General features: G+C 69.9%; 16 protein-coding genes and 1 pseudogene. 5 read left to right on the plus strand and 12 right to left on the minus strand.

The window, feature by feature from the left end; all coding sequences use genetic code 11:
• Nucleotides 1-46: 46 nt before the first annotated feature.
• Entirely contained in the window at nt 47-1723 is a 1677-nt protein-coding gene (locus tag AC07NS_RS19670) for an O-linked N-acetylglucosamine transferase, SPINDLY family protein (protein WP_494605969.1), read from the plus strand.
• Between the two features lie 218 nt (nt 1724-1941).
• Here the strand turns inward: AC07NS_RS19670 and AC07NS_RS19675 are convergent, their stop codons facing one another.
• Genes AC07NS_RS19675 through AC07NS_RS19700 form a run of 6 tightly spaced genes read right to left on the minus strand, consistent with a single transcriptional unit; the run spans nt 1942 to nt 6619 of the window.
• A complete protein-coding gene (locus tag AC07NS_RS19675; RefSeq protein ID WP_494605971.1) occupies nt 1942-2958 on the minus strand; it encodes an aromatic ring-hydroxylating oxygenase subunit alpha in 1017 nt (338 codons plus the stop codon).
• Nucleotides 2959-2972: 14 nt separating this feature from the next.
• The gene (locus AC07NS_RS19680; RefSeq protein WP_494605973.1) at nt 2973-3596 is read right to left on the minus strand and encodes a NeuD/PglB/VioB family sugar acetyltransferase; all 624 of its coding nucleotides are present in this window, start codon (nt 3594-3596) and stop codon (nt 2973-2975) included.
• A gap of 24 nt (nt 3597-3620) precedes the next feature.
• Nucleotides 3621-4382 carry an SDR family NAD(P)-dependent oxidoreductase gene (locus AC07NS_RS19685; protein WP_494605975.1) on the minus strand — a complete coding sequence of 254 codons (762 nt, stop codon included), beginning with the start codon at nt 4380-4382 and terminating at the stop codon, nt 3621-3623.
• Entirely contained in the window at nt 4379-5407 is a 1029-nt protein-coding gene (locus tag AC07NS_RS19690) for a 3-oxoacyl-ACP synthase III family protein (RefSeq protein WP_494605977.1), read from the minus strand. The genes AC07NS_RS19685 and AC07NS_RS19690 overlap by 4 nt, the downstream gene beginning before the upstream one ends.
• Nucleotides 5407-5628, minus strand: a complete 222-nt coding sequence (locus AC07NS_RS19695) for a phosphopantetheine-binding protein (protein WP_494605979.1) — start codon at nt 5626-5628, stop codon at nt 5407-5409. Before AC07NS_RS19695 ends, AC07NS_RS19690 begins: the two co-directional genes overlap by 1 nt.
• A gap of 10 nt (nt 5629-5638) precedes the next feature.
• Nucleotides 5639-6619 (minus strand): 3-oxoacyl-ACP synthase III family protein, encoded by a 981-nt coding sequence (locus AC07NS_RS19700; protein WP_494605981.1) that lies wholly within the window; start codon nt 6617-6619, stop codon nt 5639-5641.
• 105 nt (nt 6620-6724) lie between these two features.
• Here AC07NS_RS19700 and AC07NS_RS19705 point away from each other — a divergent pair, with 105 nt between their 5' ends.
• Nucleotides 6725-8389: an O-linked N-acetylglucosamine transferase, SPINDLY family protein gene (locus tag AC07NS_RS19705; RefSeq protein ID WP_494605983.1), complete on the plus strand. Its 1665-nt coding sequence runs from the start codon at nt 6725-6727 to the stop codon at nt 8387-8389.
• 18 nt (nt 8390-8407) lie between these two features.
• A pseudogene (locus AC07NS_RS19710) lies at nt 8408-8555 on the plus strand (hypothetical protein); the annotation flags it as partial.
• Nucleotides 8556-8571: 16 nt separating this feature from the next.
• Here the strand turns inward: AC07NS_RS19710 and AC07NS_RS19715 are convergent.
• Nucleotides 8572-9486: a phytanoyl-CoA dioxygenase family protein gene (locus AC07NS_RS19715; protein ID WP_494605985.1), complete on the minus strand. Its 915-nt coding sequence runs from the start codon at nt 9484-9486 to the stop codon at nt 8572-8574.
• 168 nt (nt 9487-9654) lie between these two features.
• Here AC07NS_RS19715 and AC07NS_RS19720 point away from each other — a divergent pair, with 168 nt between their 5' ends.
• Nucleotides 9655-10773 carry a DegT/DnrJ/EryC1/StrS family aminotransferase gene (locus tag AC07NS_RS19720; protein WP_494605987.1) on the plus strand — a complete coding sequence of 373 codons (1119 nt, stop codon included), beginning with the start codon at nt 9655-9657 and terminating at the stop codon, nt 10771-10773.
• Here AC07NS_RS19720 and AC07NS_RS19725 read toward each other — a convergent pair.
• From AC07NS_RS19725 to AC07NS_RS19735, 3 genes are read right to left on the minus strand one after another with little or no spacing between them, the layout of a single operon-like run.
• Nucleotides 10757-12223, minus strand: coding sequence for an efflux transporter outer membrane subunit (locus AC07NS_RS19725; RefSeq protein ID WP_494605989.1), 1467 nt, complete (start codon nt 12221-12223; stop codon nt 10757-10759). The two genes, AC07NS_RS19720 and AC07NS_RS19725, sit on opposite strands and share 17 nt — an antisense overlap.
• Complete coding sequence (locus AC07NS_RS19730) at nt 12207-13748, minus strand: MDR family MFS transporter (RefSeq protein ID WP_494605990.1); 1542 nt, start codon at nt 13746-13748, stop codon at nt 12207-12209. The genes AC07NS_RS19725 and AC07NS_RS19730 overlap by 17 nt, the downstream gene beginning before the upstream one ends.
• Nucleotides 13745-14848, minus strand: a complete 1104-nt coding sequence (locus tag AC07NS_RS19735) for an HlyD family secretion protein (protein WP_494605992.1) — start codon at nt 14846-14848, stop codon at nt 13745-13747. The genes AC07NS_RS19730 and AC07NS_RS19735 overlap by 4 nt, the downstream gene beginning before the upstream one ends.
• A 119-nt stretch (nt 14849-14967) precedes the next feature.
• On the opposite strand from AC07NS_RS19735, the gene AC07NS_RS19740 reads away from it, so the two are divergent.
• Nucleotides 14968-15912 carry a LysR family transcriptional regulator gene (locus AC07NS_RS19740; protein ID WP_494605994.1) on the plus strand — a complete coding sequence of 315 codons (945 nt, stop codon included), beginning with the start codon at nt 14968-14970 and terminating at the stop codon, nt 15910-15912.
• Nucleotides 15913-15915: 3 nt separating this feature from the next.
• On the opposite strand, the gene AC07NS_RS19745 is transcribed toward AC07NS_RS19740, so the two are convergent.
• Entirely contained in the window at nt 15916-17826 is a 1911-nt protein-coding gene (locus AC07NS_RS19745; protein ID WP_494605996.1) for a sensor histidine kinase, read from the minus strand.
• The gene (locus AC07NS_RS19750; RefSeq protein WP_494605998.1) at nt 17813-18514 is read right to left on the minus strand and encodes a response regulator; all 702 of its coding nucleotides are present in this window, start codon (nt 18512-18514) and stop codon (nt 17813-17815) included. The genes AC07NS_RS19745 and AC07NS_RS19750 overlap by 14 nt, the downstream gene beginning before the upstream one ends.
• Nucleotides 18515-18757 lie beyond the last annotated feature (243 nt).

Genomic DNA, 18757 nt, shown 5'->3' on the forward strand with positions numbered 1-18757 from the left:
TTTTCGTCCATGGGGGGCGGCGTCTCGCCCGAGATGATCGCAATCCATGGCCGCGCCCGAGCAGGATCTTCTTCGCACCCGCAACGCCCTGCTGGCGGGAAAGGCCGCCGTGGCCCTGCACACGGCCAAGGCCGCCGTCGCCAAGGTGCCGGGCACGGCCGAGCCGCTCTACTGGCTGGCCTCGGCCCAGGCCGCCAACGGCGATCCCGCCGCCGCACAGACCCTGAACGACGCCCGCCTGACCCACGGCCTTGCGGTCATCCGCGCCATCGGCGGCGACGCCAGGCGACTGACGACCGACGGCGAGTACGCGTTGCAGACCGGCCACCGCCTCTACAACGCCAACTATCCAGCCTGCGCCTCCGTCGCCTTCGGCCTGGCGATCATCGCCGGTCGGGACGAGCCGCAGTCGCTGGTGTCTCTGGGGCTGGCCTTCCTGCACCAGGGCCGCGCCGAGGAGGCCAACAACATGTTCCGCGCCCTCTCGGAAGCCATGCCGACCAGCGCACAGGCCCAGCAGTTCGAGCTCTACAGCCTGTTCATGGTCGCCGACGGCGTGGCGCGGCATGCGCAGGCCGCCAGGGCCTGGGCCGAGCGTTTCGAGACGCCGGTGCTGACGCCCGCCCAGCCCCCTGCCCCGCTGGCCGGCCGCCGCCTGCGCGTGGGCTATGTGGCGCCCGTATTCTCCAGCGGCCAGATCCGCCAGTTCATGGCCCCGCTGCTCGACCACCACGACACCGAGCGCTTCGAGATCTTCCTCTATCCGAACGAGGCCGACGCCACGGACTGGGGCGCCAAGCCGACCGTCCGCCCGATCGGCGCGCTGAAGGACGACGAGGCGGTGGCCCTGATCCGCGAGGACGGGATCGACGTGCTGATCGACGCCTGGGGCCACACCTCGGGCTCGCGGCTGGGAATCTTCGCCCGCCGGGCCGCGCCGGTGCAGGCCACCTGGCTGAACTACCAGCAGACCACGGGCCTGCGCTCGATGGACTTCGCTATCCACTCGCAGTCGATCCTAACGCCCGGCATGGAGACGTTGTTCACCGAGACCGTCTGGCCGGTGGAGCCGATCTCGGCCCCCTTCCGCGCCGATCCTTCGGCGCCCTCGCCCGCTCCCAGCCTGGCCAGCGGAACTGTCACCTTCGGCAGCTTCATCAATCCGTCCAAGCTGAGCGACGAGGCGGTCGCCGGCTGGTCGCGGCTGCTGCTCGCCGTCGCGGGCTCGCGGCTGCTGCTCAAGTACCGCTATTTCGAGGATCCGGTGCTGGCACGGGCGACGACGGCGCGTTTCGCCGCTCATGGCGTCGACCCGGACCGGCTGGTCTACGAGGGCCACGCGCAGGGCGACGAGTACGAACAGGCCTTCGCCAGGATCGACCTGTCGCTCGACCCCTCCCCCTGCCCCGGCGGCACCACCACCCTGGAAGCCCTCGCCCGCGGCGTGCCGGTGATCAGCCTGCGCGGACCGACCTTCTACAGCCGCATCGGGGTTCAACTCGTCGAAGGCGCGGGCCTGCCCGACCTGGTCGCCGACAGCTGGGACGACTACGTCGCCAAGGCCGCGGCGGCGGCAGCCGATCCGGCGAGCCTGCAGGCCTTGCGCGACCGCACGTGGGAAGGCTTCGCCAAGGCCTCGTTCCGCGACGAGGTCCTGGTCACGCGGACGCTGGAGGAGGCCTATCTCGGGATGTTCGCGGCGAAGTGGCCTGACAGCATTTGATCCCTCTCTCTTTGAGAGAGGGAGGGGCCCGCGCCGTAGGCGTGGGAGGGTGAGAGGTAACAAACTCTCCGAACGGGGCGCGGCGTGATATCACGCGAGCTTAGGATACTTATGCACTTATTTATCAAGCACTTATCAACACCTGATCATACGCAAGGGCCTGCCAGCGATGAAACCTCTCACCCTCTCATCGCTTCGCGATGGGCCCCTCCCTCTCTCTAAGAGAGAGGGGTCAGGTTCAGCAGCCGCTCGTGCAGCAGCCGCAGGCGTTCCTCCGACCGCGCGAACGCCCGCACTGGCTTGTCCAGGTCGTAGGCAGGACTGACGCGTTCGCAGATCGCGCGATCCTCGTCGAAGATCCGGCGATTCATCTCGGCGCTGGAATCCAGGAACGCCTCGACCGCCTTCTCAGCGCCGGGCCGCACGCGGCCGTCGAGCAGGCGGGTGCAGAAGTGGGTCCGCCGGCCTTCCCCGGCCGGGAAATAGGTCTGCACGGCGTAGGAGTAGCCGAAGGTCGACGAGATCATCGCGAACGGAAAGACGTGGATGGTCCAGTAGCCCTGATAGGCCTCGGCGGCGTCGAAATAGCGCCCCAGGGCCGACAGGCCGCGCAGGGTGCGCTTGTCGGTGACCTCGCCCTCCCAGGTCAGGTTGGGACCGTCGATAACGAGGCTCTTCTCGACCATGGCCAGGCTGGCCAGGGTTTCGCCGTGGATCAGGTTGACGTGGTAGGTCTCCAGCGCGTTCTCGACCGCCACCCGCCAGTCGCATTCGAACGGCAGGGCGTGGAAGTCGCGCCGCCTGGTGATCAGGCGCGAGACCGTCTCCAGCTTGCCCGCCGCATCGCCCAGTTGATCGGGAAGGTCCTGCTCGGGTTCGATGCCGACGAACAGGAAGTCGCCGCACCAGGCGGTGCGGTAGCGGCCGATCTTCTGGGCGGCCAGCACCTCGGGATCGAAGCTCTTGGCCAGGGCCGGCTTCAGCGCGCCGCCGCCATAGCGCCAGCCGTGATAGGGGCACAGCATCGGTCCCACACCGCTGTCGCCGACGAAGAACCGCGCCCCGCGATGCGGGCAGACATTGTCGAAAGCCCCGATCTCGCCGTCGTCGTTGAACACCAGGAGGTCGCCGAACGCCCAGTCCAGGCGCAGCCAGGCGCCCGGCTCGGCCACTTCCGAGCGGTGGGCGACCAGGTGCCAGTAGCGGCGGTAGAGCGCGTCGACCTGCGGCGTCATCAGAGCTTTCTGGCCTAGAGCTTTCGGGCCGGCGCGGCGAAATAGGTCGCGCCCGGCGTGGTGTCGCGGACGATCACCGCCCCCGCCCCGATCGTGCAGTCCGCGCCGACGGCGACGCCCGGCAGCACACGCGCGCCGGAACCGAAGAACACCCCCTCGCCCACCTTCACGCGGCCGGTCAGGTCGACGTGGCAGCTGAGGGTCGAGCCGGCGCCCAGCACCACGTCGTGGCCGACGCCGGAATGGCCGTTGATGGTGACCAGGTCCTCGACCTTGCTGTCGGACGAGACGTTGGCGAACGGACCCACCAGCACGCCCTCGCCCAGCTTGGCCGAGGCGGTGACGAAGGCCAGGTCGTGGACCAGGGTGGCGAACTTGCCGCCGGCGGCGCGCAGGGCCTTGCCGACCGCCGCCTTGCCCGCCGGCGTGCCGATGCCCATCACCAGCAGGACCCCGGCCGCCGGAACATGGCCGGCGATCTTGCCCAGATACGGCAGGTCGCGGCCGAAGGCGGCCATCGGCGCGTCTCCGTCGTCGAGATAGCCGACGAAGCGGTCGCCGCTCTTGGCGAACTGAGGGCCGAACCAGTCGAGAATTTCCCGGGCGAGCGCGCCGCCCCCGACCATCACGTAGTCCATCGTCGTTCCTCCCGTGATTATTGGTCAGGCGGCCTTGTAGCCGCCATCGACGTCCCAGATCGCGCCGGTCACCCAGGCCGCGGCCGGGGTCAGCAGGAAGGTCGCCACGGCGGCGACGTCCTGCGGGCGTCCGAAGCCCAGCAGGTGGCGCGCGCGATAGGCCTCGATCCCGTCGCCGGTCAGGCCGCGGGTGATCCGCTCGTGCATCTCGGTCTCGACCGCGCCGGCGGCCAGGCCGTTGACGCGAATGCGGCGCGGGGCGAGCTCGCAGGCCAGCGACCGCACCAGCCCCTCGACGGCGGCCTTGGAGGCGGCGTAGGCGGTCATGCCCGCCCGGCCGCGCTCGGCGGCGACCGAGCTGACCACGACGATCGAGCCCTCGTCCTTCATCACCTTGGCCTTGGCGGCGGCGCGGCCGACGGCGAAGGCGCTGCCGAAGGAAGCGCCCATCACCTCGCCCAGCTTGGCGTCCTTGGTCATGCGGATGGGCAAAACCATCTCGATCCCGGCGGCGTGGAAGATCCCGTCCAGCCCGCCGGCCTCGATGGCGGCCTTGGCCACGGCGTCGGTGGCGGCGTCGCCTTCCGACAGGTCTTGGATCAGCGCTACGTGCCCCTCGCCCGCCAAGCTGGCCAGGGCCTGGTCCAGGCGCCCGGCGTCGCGGCCCGCGGCGATCACCCGCGCGCCGACGGCGGCCACGGCCTGGGCCGTCGCCCGCCCCAGGCCCGACGAGGCGCCGGTGACGAGGATGGTCTTTCCGGCCAGGGCTTCGGGATGCAGGCTCACAGGTAAAGCGTCTCCGCGCAGTCGAGAGGGCCGAAGCGGCCGGCGACCGCGCCCCAGGAATAGCCGACGCCGAATCCGGCTAGGACCAGGGTCGCGGCCTCACTGGTCAGGCGTTCGGCCACCGCGTCGGTCAGCAACAGCGGCAGGGTCGTCGAACTGGTGTTGCCGAACTTGCCGATATTGATCGGCAGACGCTCGGGCGCGGCCTTGGCCTTCTTGCCCAGGTGCCGCAGCATGAACTGGTTGGCCTGGTGCAGCAGGAAGAAGTCGATGTCCTCGACGGCCAGGCCGGCGTCGTCGCGTACCGCGTCGATCAGGGCGGGCACGGCGCGCAGGGTGAAGGTGAAGACCGCATTGCCGTCCATCTTCAGGGTCGGGGCGATCCCTGCGCCGCAAGGCGAGCGGAAGCCGCCGTCCTGCACGATCAGGTCGGTGGCGCCGGTCCCGTCGGTGCCCAGGCGGAAGTGCAGCGGCGCGGCGGCGGCGTCGCGCTCCAGCGCGGTGGCCGAGCCGGCGTCGCCGAACAGCGGGGCGGTGGCGCGGTCGTCGGGATCGAGCAGCGGGCTGATGGTGTCGCCGGCCAGCAGCAGAACGCGCTTCAGCCCGGCTTGCAGCAGGCACGACGCCAGCCACAGGCCGTAGACATAGCCGGAGCAGCCCATGCCGACGTCGAAGGCCTGGGCGTGCGGCGAAAGACCGAGCTTTCCGTGCAGCAGGCAGGCGCTGGCCGGCAGGGCGTGGTCGGGGGTCTGGGAGACGAAGATCACCCCGTCGATCGAGGCGCGTTCCCAGGAGAGGCGCTCGATCAGCCGCTCGGCGGCGGCCTGGCACAGGTCGGCCGTGGTCTGGCCCGGCTCGACCCAGTAGCGGGTTTGGACGCCGGTCATCTTGGCGACATCGGCGACGGCCGCCTCGCCGAGACGGTCCTCGAACGCCTGGTTCTCCAGCCGCCGGGCGGGCACGGTCGAGACCACGCCCGCCAGGCGGACGCCTTCGATCCGATAGCCGCCGGGCGCGGGCTGCATCAGGCGGTTTCCTTGGCGATCAGCGCCTCGATGTCGGCCACGGTCTCGCACTTGGCCAGGGCCTGGCCGTCGAGCAGTACGCCGTTGACCTCGTCGACCAGGGCCAGGGTCGAGATGATCGCCAGCGAGTCCCAGTTGAAGGCCGCCAGCTCGGCCGCCGGCGAGATCTCGGACTCGTCGACCTCGAAGATCTCGGCCAGTCCGGCGTAAAGGGCGCTCATTCCTGTCTCCTCAAATGACGACGCTGGCGGCGGCCCAGGACAGGCCCACGCCGAAGCCCACCAGCATCGCGCGTCTGGGGCCCCGTCTAGGGGCGCCCGCGGCTTGCAACAATGGGGCGAGCGCCAGCGGAATGGTCGACGACACGGTGTTGCCCACCTCGCGCATATCGATGACGAAGCGCTCGGGCTCGATGGCCAACTTCTTGCGCAGGCGCTCCAGGATGAAGCCGTTGGCCTGGTGGAAGACGAAGAGGTCGTGCTCCTCCATCGTCCGGCCGGTGCGTTGCAGCAGGCCGTCGACGGCCTTGGGCACGTGGCCGAGGGTGAAGGCCATCACCGCCGGGCCGTCCATCCGCAGCACCATGTCGTCGCCGGCCGAGGGCTCGCGGAAGCCGCCGCGCCGGACCATCAGGTGCTCGCCGCCCTTGCCGTCGGTGCCGAACACCACCGGATCGATCAAGGGCGCATCGGCCTCGACCGCCTCGACCAGGGTGGCGGCGGCGCCGTCGCCGAACAGGGTGCGCACGCTCTGGTCGTCGGGATCCAGCAGCTTGGAATAGGTGTCGGCCGTGACCAGAAGCACCCGCCTGGCCTGGCCGCTCTCGATCAGCGCCTTGGCGAGGCTCAGGCCATAGACGAAGCCCGAGCAGCCGAGGTTGAAGTCCAGGGCCCCGCAGCTGGTGGGCAGTCCAAGGCGGGCCTGTAACAGACAGGCGCTGGTCGGCAACACGTAGTCCGGCGTCTGGGTGCACAGCAGCAGGAAGTCGATCTCGCCAGGATCCAACTCTTCCTGGGCCAGCAGGGCGAGCGCGGCGCCCTCGGCCAGATCGAGCGAGGTCTCGCCGTCGGCCGCGATGCGACGCTCGGCTATACCCGTCTTCTCGAGGATCTTGTCGGCGCTCCAGTCGGGGAAGCGTGCGGCCAAGGCGTCGTTGGTCAGGCGGCCTTCTGGCAGGTGACCTGCGATCGCCTTGATCCTGGCGGTCAACATATACGCCTCGCGGCCGCGGAATGAATCATTGCAGAACAATGTCGAGCGCAATCTAAGCGCGTCGTTGGCCCCAGGGCCAGCCGTTTGATCTACGGGGAACCTTCAATGTCGGCGCAGGACGTCTTCCCCAGGGCCATGGAGCTGCTCCTGGCCGGCGACGCCGTGGGCGCGCAGGCGCTGCTGGGCCCGCTGGCCGCGCAGAACGGCGACGACGTGCAGATCCACTATTTCCACGCCGCGGCGCTGAGCGCGATGGGCGAGGAGGCCCGCGCCCGGGCGGCCTTCGAGACCGCGTGGATGAACCACGCCTTCACGGTCATGGGCGAGAACGACATCGCGCTGGATCGCGTCGCCCGCGACGCCGCCTTCGCCCTCGACGTCGGCCGGCTGTTCTATGCGGAGGACTATGTCGGGGTCGCCGCCGCGGCCTGTGGCTGCGCCCTGAACGACCCCACGGTGGCGGCCAACGAGGGCCTGTTCGTCTACGGCCAGTCGCTGCATCACGCCGGCCGTATCGAGGCGGCGCTGGCGGCCTTCGACAAGGCGGTGGGGCTGACGGGGGCCTCGTACCTGTCGGGCTTCGTGCTCTATTCGCTGATGTTCGCCAAGGACGGCCTGCAGCGCCAGGCCGACACCGCCCGCCGCTGGGGCGAGGTGATGCGCAAGGTCAGGCCCGCATCCCCCACGTTCCCGCCCGCCTGGGACGGCGCGCGCAAGCTGCGCGTCGGCTATGTGGCGCCCAGCTTCGCCAACCAGCTGCGCCACTTTGTCGACCTGGTGTTCGAGAACCACGACACCGAGCGCTTCGAGGTCTTCGCCTATGTCGATCACGCCGAGAAGGAAGCCCTGCCCGGCCACGTCACGGTGCGCTCCTGCAAGGCCCTGACCTACGACGCCCACGCCGACCTGATCCGCGCCGACGCGATCGACGTGCTGGTCGACGTCTGGGGCCACGCCTCGGGCAACCGCCTAGCGGTGTTCGCCCGCCGGCCCGCGCCCGTGCAGGTGGCCTGGCTGAACTGGATCCAGACCACGGGGCTGGAGGTCATGGACTACTCCATGCTCGGCTCGCAGATGCTGACCGCCGACGCGCCGCCAATGTTCGTCGAGACGCTGCACGACATCGGCCCGATCCTGGCGGCGTTCCGGCCGACGCCCACAGCGGCCCCCTCGCCTTCTCCGGCGATCGAGAGCGGCCATCTGACCTTCGGCAGCTTCAACCACCCAGCCAAGATCAGCGACGAGACCGTGGCGGGCTGGGCCGGGCTGCTGAAGGCCTGTCCAAGCGCCGAGCTGCTCTTCAAGTACAGCTACTTCGTCGACCCTGTGCTGCAGACCACCACCCAGTGTCGCTTCCTGGCCCACGGGATCGCGCCCCAGCGCATCCTGTTCGAGGGCAGGACGACCGGCGAGGAATACGAGCAGGCCTTCGCGCAGATCGACTTCGCGCTGGATCCCAGCCCGGTCGGCGGCGGCACCACGACCATGGAGGCCGTCTCGCGGGGCGTGCCGGTGCTGGCGATCCGAGGCCGCGACTACTACAGCCGCGTCGCCATCGAGGCGCTGAGCGCCATGGGGCTGGAAGAGCTGCTGTTCGACGACTGGAGCGCCATGGCCGTCTTCGCCGCGCGCCTGGACCAGGACCACGACGCCCTGGCCGCTTTGCGCGCAAAGATCCGCCCGGCGCTGGACGCCTCGCCCTATCGCGACGAAGCGGGCTTCACACGGCGGATGGAGGCGGCGTTCGCGGAGATGGCGAACAAGGTTTGACGCCCACTATTTCCACGTCATCCCGGCCGTAGCGAAGCGAAGAGCCGGGACCCAGGGGACTGGGCGCAGCAGCCAGCTTCATCAGTCCAGGGCGGTAGCGAGCGCAATGCGGCGGCCCCTGGGTCCCGGGTCTGCGGTCCGCTGCGCGGCCCTCCGCCCGGGATGACGGACTAAGGAAAGCTCTAAGCCTCGTTGACGCTGTTGACCTTCACCTTGGCCGCACCCGCCTCGTCCAAATCATTCCGCGTCGCCGTCAGGCTCAGCGGCCCTTTCAGGGTGGCGTTGACCGCGTCGATGCCGGTGTCCTTGCGGGTCGGCTTGCGGGCGATCAGGTAGCGCAGCGACAGGCGCTCGTGATCGGCGGCGTCGGGCTGGGTGCCGTGCAGGGTGCAGGCGTGCCACATGGCGGCATAGCCGGCCGGGCCGACCAGCAGGTGCTGCGGGCAGTGCACTTCCCCGCCCTTGCGGTCGCGATAGGTCCAGCCGCTCTCGTCCTTGGTCAGGTCGTGCGGAAACAGCGTGCCGCCCAGGGTCTGGCTGTTCTCCAGCAGGAACAGCGGCGCGTCGCGCTCGCCCACGTCGTGCAGATAGACATAGAGGGTGATGAAGTCGGCTTCCCGATCCTTGTAATCGATCAGGTCCTGGTGGAAGTCGATGCCGTAGAAATAGGTCACGTCCCGGTACTGCGGCTTCACATAGGGACCCAGGTTGTTGACCGGGTTGCCGTGGATCCGCGTCTTCAGCCACTGCGGCACGGCCGAGGCCGGCACGCCGCAGATCAGCTTCTTGAGCAGGATCTCGTAGTCGTCGCCCAGCAGGCCGGCCACGGCGCCGGTCAGGCCCGTATCCTTCTCGACGAAGGCCAGTTCCTCGTCGAAGCGCTCGAGCAGGTTGCGGCCGGGCGCGGGATTGACGCCGACATATTGCGGATTGGCGTCGAATTCCTCCTCGCTGAGGAACAGCTCCTCGCCGAAGCTGCGCAGATCGCGGATTCGCGCGAGCAGCCGCCCCGCCGCATCGGCGTCCAGTCCGCCGGGAAGCACGTGATAACCGCGCTCGATCAGATCCTGCACGGGGCCGGGCGTGGCTGCCGACATCGAAAGCTTCTCCAGGACCGCCGAACGGGCCGGCGGCGGACGAGATCAATACAGCCACCCAATACCGCTTCCGGGCGACGAGGCAATCCGTCGCAACCCGTACACGGCGGCGGTTAGCACCCGTTAACTATGTTGCCCGCAGGTTACGGGACCAATCGGGGAATCTCCATGGCCAAGCAGGCCCGCCACCTTCGCGCCGACATCGTTTCGCCGATCACGGTCGCGAAACCTCGGCTGCCGCAAGCCGACGCGATTCTTCCCTATCTTCGCCGCATCGACACGGCCCGTTGGTATTCGAATTTCGGCCCGCTGGTCCAGGAACTGGAAGAGCGCCTGGCCCATCGATTCGGCCCTGACGCCCGGGCCGTCACCTGCTCCAACGCCACCCAGGGCCTGACCCTGACCCTCAAGGCCCTCGGCGCGACGCCGGGCACGCTGTGCGCCATGCCGTCCTGGACCTTCGTGGCCACGGCGCACGCAGCGACACAGGCCGGGCTGATGCCCTGGTTCCTCGACGCCGACCACGACAGCTGGATGCTGACGCCGGAGACGCTGGAGGCCGCCCTGCCCCGCGCGCCCGGCCCGGTCAGCGCCGTGATCATCGTCGCCCCGTTCGGCCGCATGCCCGACATCGACGCCTGGCTGGCCTTCCAGGACCGCACTGGTGTGAAGGTCATCCTCGACGCGGCCGCCGCCTTCGACGCCGCCGGCGACGCTCGCCTGCCCACCGTCGTCAGCCTGCACGCCACCAAGGTGCTGGGCATGGGCGAAGGCGGCTATGTCGCCACCCTCGATCCGGCTCTCGCCAGCCGACTGCGCCGCCTGACGGGCTTCGGCTTCGAAGGCTCGCGCCTGTCGCAGCACGCGGCCACCAACGCCAAGATCAGCGAGTACGCCGCCGCCGTGGGCCTGGCCGCGCTCGACGCCTGGCCGGGCGACCGACTGCGCTGGTTCACCGCCGCCCAGGCCCTGCGCCAGGCGCTGTACGGATCCGACATCAGCTTCCAGCCGGGCTGGGGCCGCGACTGGACGACCAGCGTCTGCGTGGTCGGCACGCCGGACGGCGCCGCCCCGCGCCTGATCGACGCCCTGAAGGCCGCCGACATCGACACCCGCCAGTGGTGGGGCGACGGCTGTCACGCCTCGCCCGCCTTCGCCGAGTGCCCGCGCACGGACCTGCCCAACACCGAGCGCCTGGCGCGATCGACCCTGGGCCTGCCGTTCTACATGGACCTCGACGCGGCGGACGCCGCGCGGATCGCCGACATCCTCAAGACGGCTGGCTGAGCCGCCAGTCGGCGCCGGTCGCGGCGAACAGCCGGATCGCGTCGGCCAACCGGCGTCCTTCGGCGCGGGCGCGGGTCGAACGCGCGCCGTTCAGCGCCCTCTGGGCGTCGATCACCTCCAGCATCGTGCCGCCGCCGCGATCGACGGCCAGGCGCGCCAGGCGCAGGCGTTCGCTGGCCTGGGCCTCGACGCGGTCCTGCGCCGCCAGGCCGGCCTCGTCGGCCGACAGGGCGGCCAGCGCATCCGCGACCTGGCCGAAGGCCGTCAGCACCGTCTGCTGGTAGCGAGCCGAGGCGACCTTGGCGGCCGCCTTCGCCTGCTCGCGGCGCGCCTTCAGGGTTCCACCGTCGAACAGCGGCGCCGTCAGGCCCGCCCCCACGTCCCAGCCGCTGGCGTCGTAGCTGAAGAGGTCCTTCGGCTTGAGCGCGCCCTGGGTCAGCGAGGCGCTGAGCTTGAGGTTCGGATAGAGGTCGGCCGTCGCCACGCCGATGTCGGCGGTGGCCGCGTGCAGCTCGGCCTCGGCGGCCAGGATGTCCGGACGCTTGCGCACCAGGGCCGACGGCAGGACCACCGGCACGGGGGCCGACAGCTTCAGGGTGTCCAGCGTGAAGGCCGGCGCCGTCCAGTCGGCCGGGGCCTTGCCGACCAACAGCGCCAGGGCGTGGCGGGCGGCCGCCAGTTCGCCTTGCAGCGGCGGCAGCTGCGCGCGGTCCTGCTCCAGCTGGGCCTGGGCCGAGACGCCGGCCAGGCGGGTCGCCCCGCCCAGGGCGTCGGCGCGGCGCACCAGGGCGATGTTGGCCTCGTCGTCGGCGATCATCTGTTCGACGCTGGTGATCTGGGCCTGGAGCGTGGCGATGGTCGCCGCCTGCAGCGCGATATTGGCCGTCAGGCTGAGATAGGCCGCCTCGGCGCGCCGCCCTTGCGCCTCGGCGCGGGCCGTCGCGCCCTCGATCCGGCGCTTCTGACCGCCCCACAGGTCGAGGTCGTAGCCGACGCCCGCCCCCACCGAATAGAGGCTGAAGGTCGGATTGCTCAGCGTGATGTCGCCGAAGCTGGTGAAGCCGAAGGATTGCAGATTGGCGCGCTCGCGGTTCACGCCCGCGTTCGCGGAAACCTGCGGCCCGGCCTGGCCGCGCACGGCCGCCAGGGCGGCGCCGGCCTGCGCCAGGGTGGCGTCGGCCTCCGCCAGCGAGGGGTTGTCGGCCAGGGCCTGGCGGATCACCGCGTCGAGTTCGGGCGAGCCCAGCGCCGTCCACCAAGGGCCGACGCCAGTCTGGTCCAGAGAAGTGGCTGAGGCAGGAACGGTCTCGTCCTTGGCCAAATAGCCGGTCGTCTTCGGAGCCTCGGGCGCCTGGAAATTCGGGCCCACGGTGGTGCAGGCGGAAGCCAGAGCGGCGAGGCTGATCGCGCCAACGAGCGTGGCGAGGCGGGTCTTAGTGGTCGGCGACATGAACGGTCTCGCCCCCTTTGGCTTTCGGGGTTCGCATGAGCAGGATGAGCGGTGAGCAGGCCACGGTGATGACCAGCATCAGGCGGAAGTCGTCGAGATAGGCCAGCATCGAGGCCTGGCGGTTGATGACGCCATTGAACGCCGCCATGGCGCTGTGGGTCAGGAACACGCTTTGCGCATAGGCCTGGTACAGCGGGTTGTCGGGCCGGGCGTGCTCGACCAGCACGGCGTGGTGCTTCTCGATGCCGCTGACGAACAGGGCCTGCATGATCGAGATGCCGGCCGCCGAGCCGATGTTGCGCACCAGGGTGAACAGGCCCGCGCCCTCGGCTCGCAGCTCCGGCTTCACCGTGGCGAAGGCGATGGTGCTGAGCGGCACGAAGATCAGGCCCGTCCCCGCCCCCGACAGGAAGCCGGAGATGATGATCAGGTGGGTGTCCATGCCGAGGCTGAAATGGCTCATCTGCCACAGCGACACGATGCTGATGGCCATGCCGATCGCCAGGATCAGCTTGATGTTCATCCGCCCGACCAGTTGGCCGACGGCGAACATGGCGATGAAGGAGCCGAGGCCCCGAGGCATCGAGACCAGGCCCGTGAAGGCCACCGGATAGCCCAGCAGGGTCTGCATCATCGGCGGCAGCAGGGCGAGCGTGCTGTAGAGCAGTATGCCGATGAAGAAGCCGAAGAAGCAGCAGGTCATGAAGTTGGCGTCGGCCAGCAGGGCGCGCGAGACGAACGGCTTCTGCGCCGTCGCCAGCTGCACGGCGAACACCCACAGCGAGATCCCGCAGACGATCAGGTAGGTCCAGATCTCGGCCGAGCCCAGCCAGTCCTGGCCCGGCCCGCGGTCGAGCAGCAGCTGGAAGGCGCCGATGGCGATGGCCAGGCTGGCGAAGCCCAGGATGTCGAAGCGCTTCTTCTCGGTCCCTTTCTTCTCGGAGAGGAAGAAGAACACGCCGCAGAAGGCCAGCACGCCGACCGGCAGGTTGATGAAGAACACCCAGCGCCAGTCGAGATTGTCGGTCAACCAGCCGCCCAGGGCCGGGCCCAGGATAGGCCCGAGCACCGCGCCGGCGCCCCAGACGGCCATGGCCTGGCCGTGGCGCTCGGGCGGGTTGATGTCGAGCAGCACCGCCTGAGACAACGGGATCAGCGCCGCGCCGAACAGGCCTTGCAACAGGCGGAAGATGACGATCTCGGCAAGGCTGTTGGCGATGCCGCACAGCATCGAAGCGACGGTGAAGCCGACGATGCAGACGTTCAGCACCATCTTGCGACCCAGGCGCTCGGTCATGAAGCCGGTCAGCGGCGTCATGATCGTGGCGGCCACGATGTAGGAGGTCAGCACCCAGGTGATCTGGTCGGCCGAGGCCGAGACGCTGCCCTGGATGTGCGGCAGGGCGACGTTGGCGATCGTCGTGTCCAGCGAGATCATGATCGTCGCCAGCATCACCGAGACGGTGATGGGGCCTCGGTTGGCGACGTCGCGATCGTGGCCGGAAAGGGCCCGCGCGGCGTTCATCCCTGGCGGCCCGAACGCACGTCGACGGTCACCTTGGCCGAAAGGCCGGCGCCGAGGTTGGCCGGAGGCGCCTCGTCTAGAACCAGACGCACGGGCACGCGCTGCACCACCTTGACCCAGTTGCCGCTGGCGTTCTCGGCCGGCAGCAGGGCGAAGCTGGAGCCCGTGCCCGGGCTGAAGCTGGCGACATGGGCCTTCAGCGGCTTGTCATAGGCGTCGAGCTTCACGGTCGCCGGCTGGCCGACGCGCATGTGGGCCAACTGGTCTTCCTTGAAGTTGGCCTCGATCCAGGGCTTGCCCGAGACCAGCCAGAACACCTGTTGCGAAGCGGTCACGCGAGCGCCGACCTGCAACTGCTCGACCTTGGCGGCGACGCCGTCGGCGGGCGCCAGAACGGCGGCATAGGAGCGATCCAGCTTGGCGCGTTCGAGCTTGGCCTGGGCCTCCAGAACCTTGGGCTGACGGGCGTCGGGAGCACCCGCATCACCGCCGAGGTCGGCCAGGGCCGTGGCGATCTGCTGGCGGACGACGGCGATCTGGCGCTGAGCCTGGTCGGCCGCATGGCGGGCCTGGTCGGCCTGGGCCTGGGTGGCCACGCCGGCCGCGGCCAGGTCGCGCTGGCGAGCCGCCTCCCGCTTGGCGTAGGCCGCGGTCTCCTCGGCGGCCGCGAGATCGGCCAGGCGCTCGTCATAGACGGCGCGACGACCCTGGACGTCGAAACGGGCCTGGGCCAGGGCGGCCTCGGCTTCGGATACCGCGACCTCGTAGTCGGCGGCGTCCAGCTTGAAGAGAACCTGGCCCTTCTTGACGGCCTGGTTCTCGCGCACGTCGATCTCGGTCACCCGGCCGCCGATGCTGGCGCTGATGGCGGTGCGGCTGGCCTGTATATAAGCGTTGTCGGTGGTCTCGGACTTGCCGCCCGTCAGCACCACGACGCCGACGCCGGCCAGCACGACCAGCGGCACGCCGATCATCAGCGGCAGGCGCAGCCGCTGGCCCAGGGTCTTGCCCTGCGCCTTGCCATTCGTCGCGCCTGGCCGCTTGCGGGCCGCGTCGGCCTCGGCTTCGGCGATGGCGTCATAACCTTCAGCGTCGCTCACGCGCTGCTCCACGTCTCTTCGAGTTTTCGGGAATCGCTAGGTCCGTTCGATCGCGAACCTTGAGCGGGCAGATAGGACTCCACCCATCATGAGTGAAATGATATCTCTTCACGACAGCCATGAACGCCGTGAATTTCAGAACCGCCGACCTCAATCTCTTCCGGGTTTTCGTGACCCTGCTGGAGGAGAACAACGCCACGCGCGCCGGTGAGCGCCTGGGGCTTTCGCAGTCGGCCGTCAGCCACGCCCTGCGCCGCCTGCGCGAAATGGTCGGCGACGACCTCTTCGTGCGCGGCCAGACCGGCCTGCGCCCCACGCCCCGCGCGCTGGAGATCGCCGAGACCGCCCGCACGGCCCTGAAGCTGCTGGAGACGGCGATCCTGGCCCCGCGCTTCGACCCGGCCGTCGACCAGCACGCCTTCAACGTCGCCGCCGGCACCTACATCACCTACGTGCTGGGTCCGCTGATCGCCGAGCGGGTGATGGCGGTCGCGCCCAACGTCCAGGTCCACTTCCGCAACCTCTACGCCGGCATGACCGAGGACCTCGACACCGGCCGCCTCGACATGGTCATCGGCTGCTTCGAGGCCGTGCCCGGCCGCTTCACCCACACCCGGCTGTTCGACGAGAGCGGCGTCTGGGTCGCGCGGATCGGCCACCCGGCGATCGCCCAGGGCCTGGACCACGCCGCCCTCGCCCGCCTGCCGCGCCTGGGCGTGACCGGCGGCAATGACGATCCCGACCGCACCTCGGCCGGGCACCTCGGCCTGCGCCGCGTAACCTCCTGGGGCGAACGCTACGGCCTGGGCGAAAGCCCCGATCCGTCGTTCTCGGTGCAGGACTCGTTCAGCGCCCTGAACATGGTCAGCCGGTCCGACATGATCTGCATCCTGCCCCGCCGCCTAGCCCAGACCGCGGCCGAGCGCGGCAAGGTTGTGATGATCGAGCCGCCCAACGCGCCGCCGCCGACCCCGTTCGGCGCGGTGATGCGAGCCAGCGATGGCCCGGACTCGCCCAACGGCTGGCTGCTGGAGCTCTGCCGCGAGGCCGGCGCCCTGCTCTAGCGCCTAGGCAGGCTTCTCGACCGGAACTACCAGCACCAGGCAGGCGCCGCGCGGATGAGCCTCCCAGGCGATGGCGCCGCCGATCGCCTCGGCGCGGCGCTGCTGGTTGGCCAGACCCCGGCCCATCGACGGCGCCGACGGATCGAAGCCCCGGCCGTCGTCGCGCACCCGGATTTCGACCCGCCCGCCGGCGGCGATCACCGACACCGCCACCTCGCCCGCCCCCGCGTGCTTGAGGATGTTGGCGAAGGCCTCCTGAAGAATGCGCAGGATGTGCAGGGCATGGCGTTGGTCCAGCCACTCCAGCGGCGGCACCTCGCCGGCGCTCCAGGTCAGCTTGACGCCGCTGGCCTCCAACCGGGGTTGGAGCCGGAACCGCAGGGTGGCCAGGAGCAGCAGCAGGTCAGTCTCGACCGGCTCCATGGAGTCGATGGTCAGCTTCAGGTCGTCGATGCAGTCGCGCAGTATGCCGACGGTGTCGAGATCCGAGGTCCGGTCGCTTTCGAAGATCCGCAGCGCCCCGACCAGGGTCGAGCCCAGGCCGTCGTGCATGTCCTGCATCAGCCGCTGGCGCTCCTGGTGCAGCAGTTCGCGGTGCTCGACCTCGCGCAGGCGGGCGTGACTGGCGGTCAGCTCGGCCTCGCGCTGGGCCAGGCGCCGCGCCAGATCCGTCTTGGCCCGCGTCGCCGTCTCCAGCGCCTCGGTGTAGCGCCTGAACATCACGTACCAGAAGATCAGGGTGAACCCGACGCCGGCGAAGTTGGTCAGGAACACGCTCTCGATGTCGACGAGGTTCTGTTGCAGCGCCACGTCGTAGAGGCCCGAAGCCAGGGTAACCAGGCACCAGACCGCCAGCAGCGTCGAGAAGCTGAAGCCGGCCCGCCCTGCCTGTCGCAGCCATTTGGCGGCGACGCCCAGGCCCAGCAGCAGCATGTTGATGTAGATCGGCGCCGCGATCAGGGTCGCGTCCAGCAGGCTCGGCAGGGTGGCCAGCGTCCAGGCCGCGCCGTTGGCGACGATGGCCAGGGTCAAGCGCGGCTGCCGCGCGCCCTGCAGTTCGCAGGCGAACAGGTGCAGCACCACGATCATCCAGTAGGGCGAATTGACCGTGATCCAGCCGAACCAGGCGTCCGACACGACCAGCGGATGCACGCCCACGAAGGTGTGCAGCATGCGCAGGAAGCACACCGCCGACATGGCGAAGAACAGCAGATAGATCGGCTCGCCGCGCCGGCTGAACCAGACGAACAGCGCGAAGACGCCCGTGGCCAGGAACGCCGCCGCCGAGAGGGCCGGCAGCTGCACCTGGAAGAACGCCCGCAGGTAATAGCGTGGGGCCAGCTCGCGGTAGGTCCCGATCCACACCGACGAGAACGCCCCGCCGATGCCGCGCACGTGCTGCAGGCGCACGTCGAGGGTGCGCGGCGGATGCGAGGCGGTGGTGCGCGGCAGGGCGATCCACAGCGGCTGGTTCGAACCGTTCCATTGCAGGTTGGCGTGCGACTGCTCCACCAGCCGGCCGTCGGCGTATATCGCCAACGAGCCGTCCGACTTCCAGCGCGGGATGTAGAGATAGAGCTGGCGCCCGTCGTCGGGCAGCGGCGGAACGCGCAGGGCGTACCAGGTGACCTGGGTGGCGATGCGCTGCGGCGCGGCCTCGGTGGTCGGCAGCCAGGCCGGCTTGGGCGCATGCGGCAGGGTCACCGCGGTCCCGCCTTGCCCGGAGACCTCGCTGCCGGGCGGCGGCTGGTAGCCCAGCGTCGCTATGGAGGTCAGCCGCGCGGTGGTGATCCGCGCGCCGCCCGCCCTCGCCTGCACCAACAAGGCGAGGCCGATCGCGACCAGCCCCGCCACGGCCAGGGCGATCAGCGGCGCCCAGCGGCTGGAGGCGCTCGTGCGGTCAGAGAAGGCCATGGGCGCGGGCCTCGAACACCGCCTCGGTCTTCGAGCGGACCTCGAGCTTGGTGTAGATGCGCCGCACGAAGGTCAGCACCGTGTTGCGCGATATGCCCATCAGCTCGGCGATCTCGTCGAACGAGAAGCCGCGGGTGATCAGCTGCAGGGTCTCCGTCTCGCGCTCCGACAGGCTGGGAACCGCGCCCTTGTCGACGACCACGCCCTCCTCCGCCGGCCGCGCGCCCCGTTGGTCGTCGGGGCGAAAGCGCATCAAGACTTGGCGAGCGATGCGCGGGCTGATCGGGCTGCCGCCGCCGTGCAGCACGCGGATGTCCTGGGCGATGGCCGGCAGCGGGCTGTCCTTGAGCAGATAGCCGCTGGCCCCGGCCTCGATCGAGGCGATGACGTGATGCTCGTCGGCGAAGGTGGTCGCCACCATGATCGCGCAGTCGGGCCAGCGGCCGTGGGCCTCGCGAATGACGTCGATGCCCGAGCCGTCGGGCAGGCCCAGGTCCACCACCAGCACGTCGGCGGCCGCCCCGGCCAGCAACGCGCGCGCCTGGGCCACTGTGGCCGCCACGCTGGCGATCGCAAGGTCGGGCGCGCCGGCCAGGGCCTTGCGGAAAGCCTCCTGGAAGGCGACGTCGTCCTCGATCAGGACGACCCGCAGCGTCGGAGCGTTCCGCGACGTCGCCTCGGCGCTCATTCCTGTCCCCCCGCCCTGCCCTGAATCCGCGCCGCGCCAAGCCATGCAAGGAATCGCAGAGCCCGCGCGAGTCGGCGTCATCATATCTTGCGACGGGGCGAACATTGCTCCGCGAACGCCTGCGCGGCAACTAATGGCGGCCCGGCGACGCCGGGCGCGAGCGCCGGCGCCGAGGTTCCTGAAACATGGAAATCAGCGTCGTGGGGGGCGCACGAGGGCAAGGGACGCCGCACCACCGTGGCG

This window comes from Caulobacter sp. GW821-FHT10A10 (assembly GCF_059415745.1).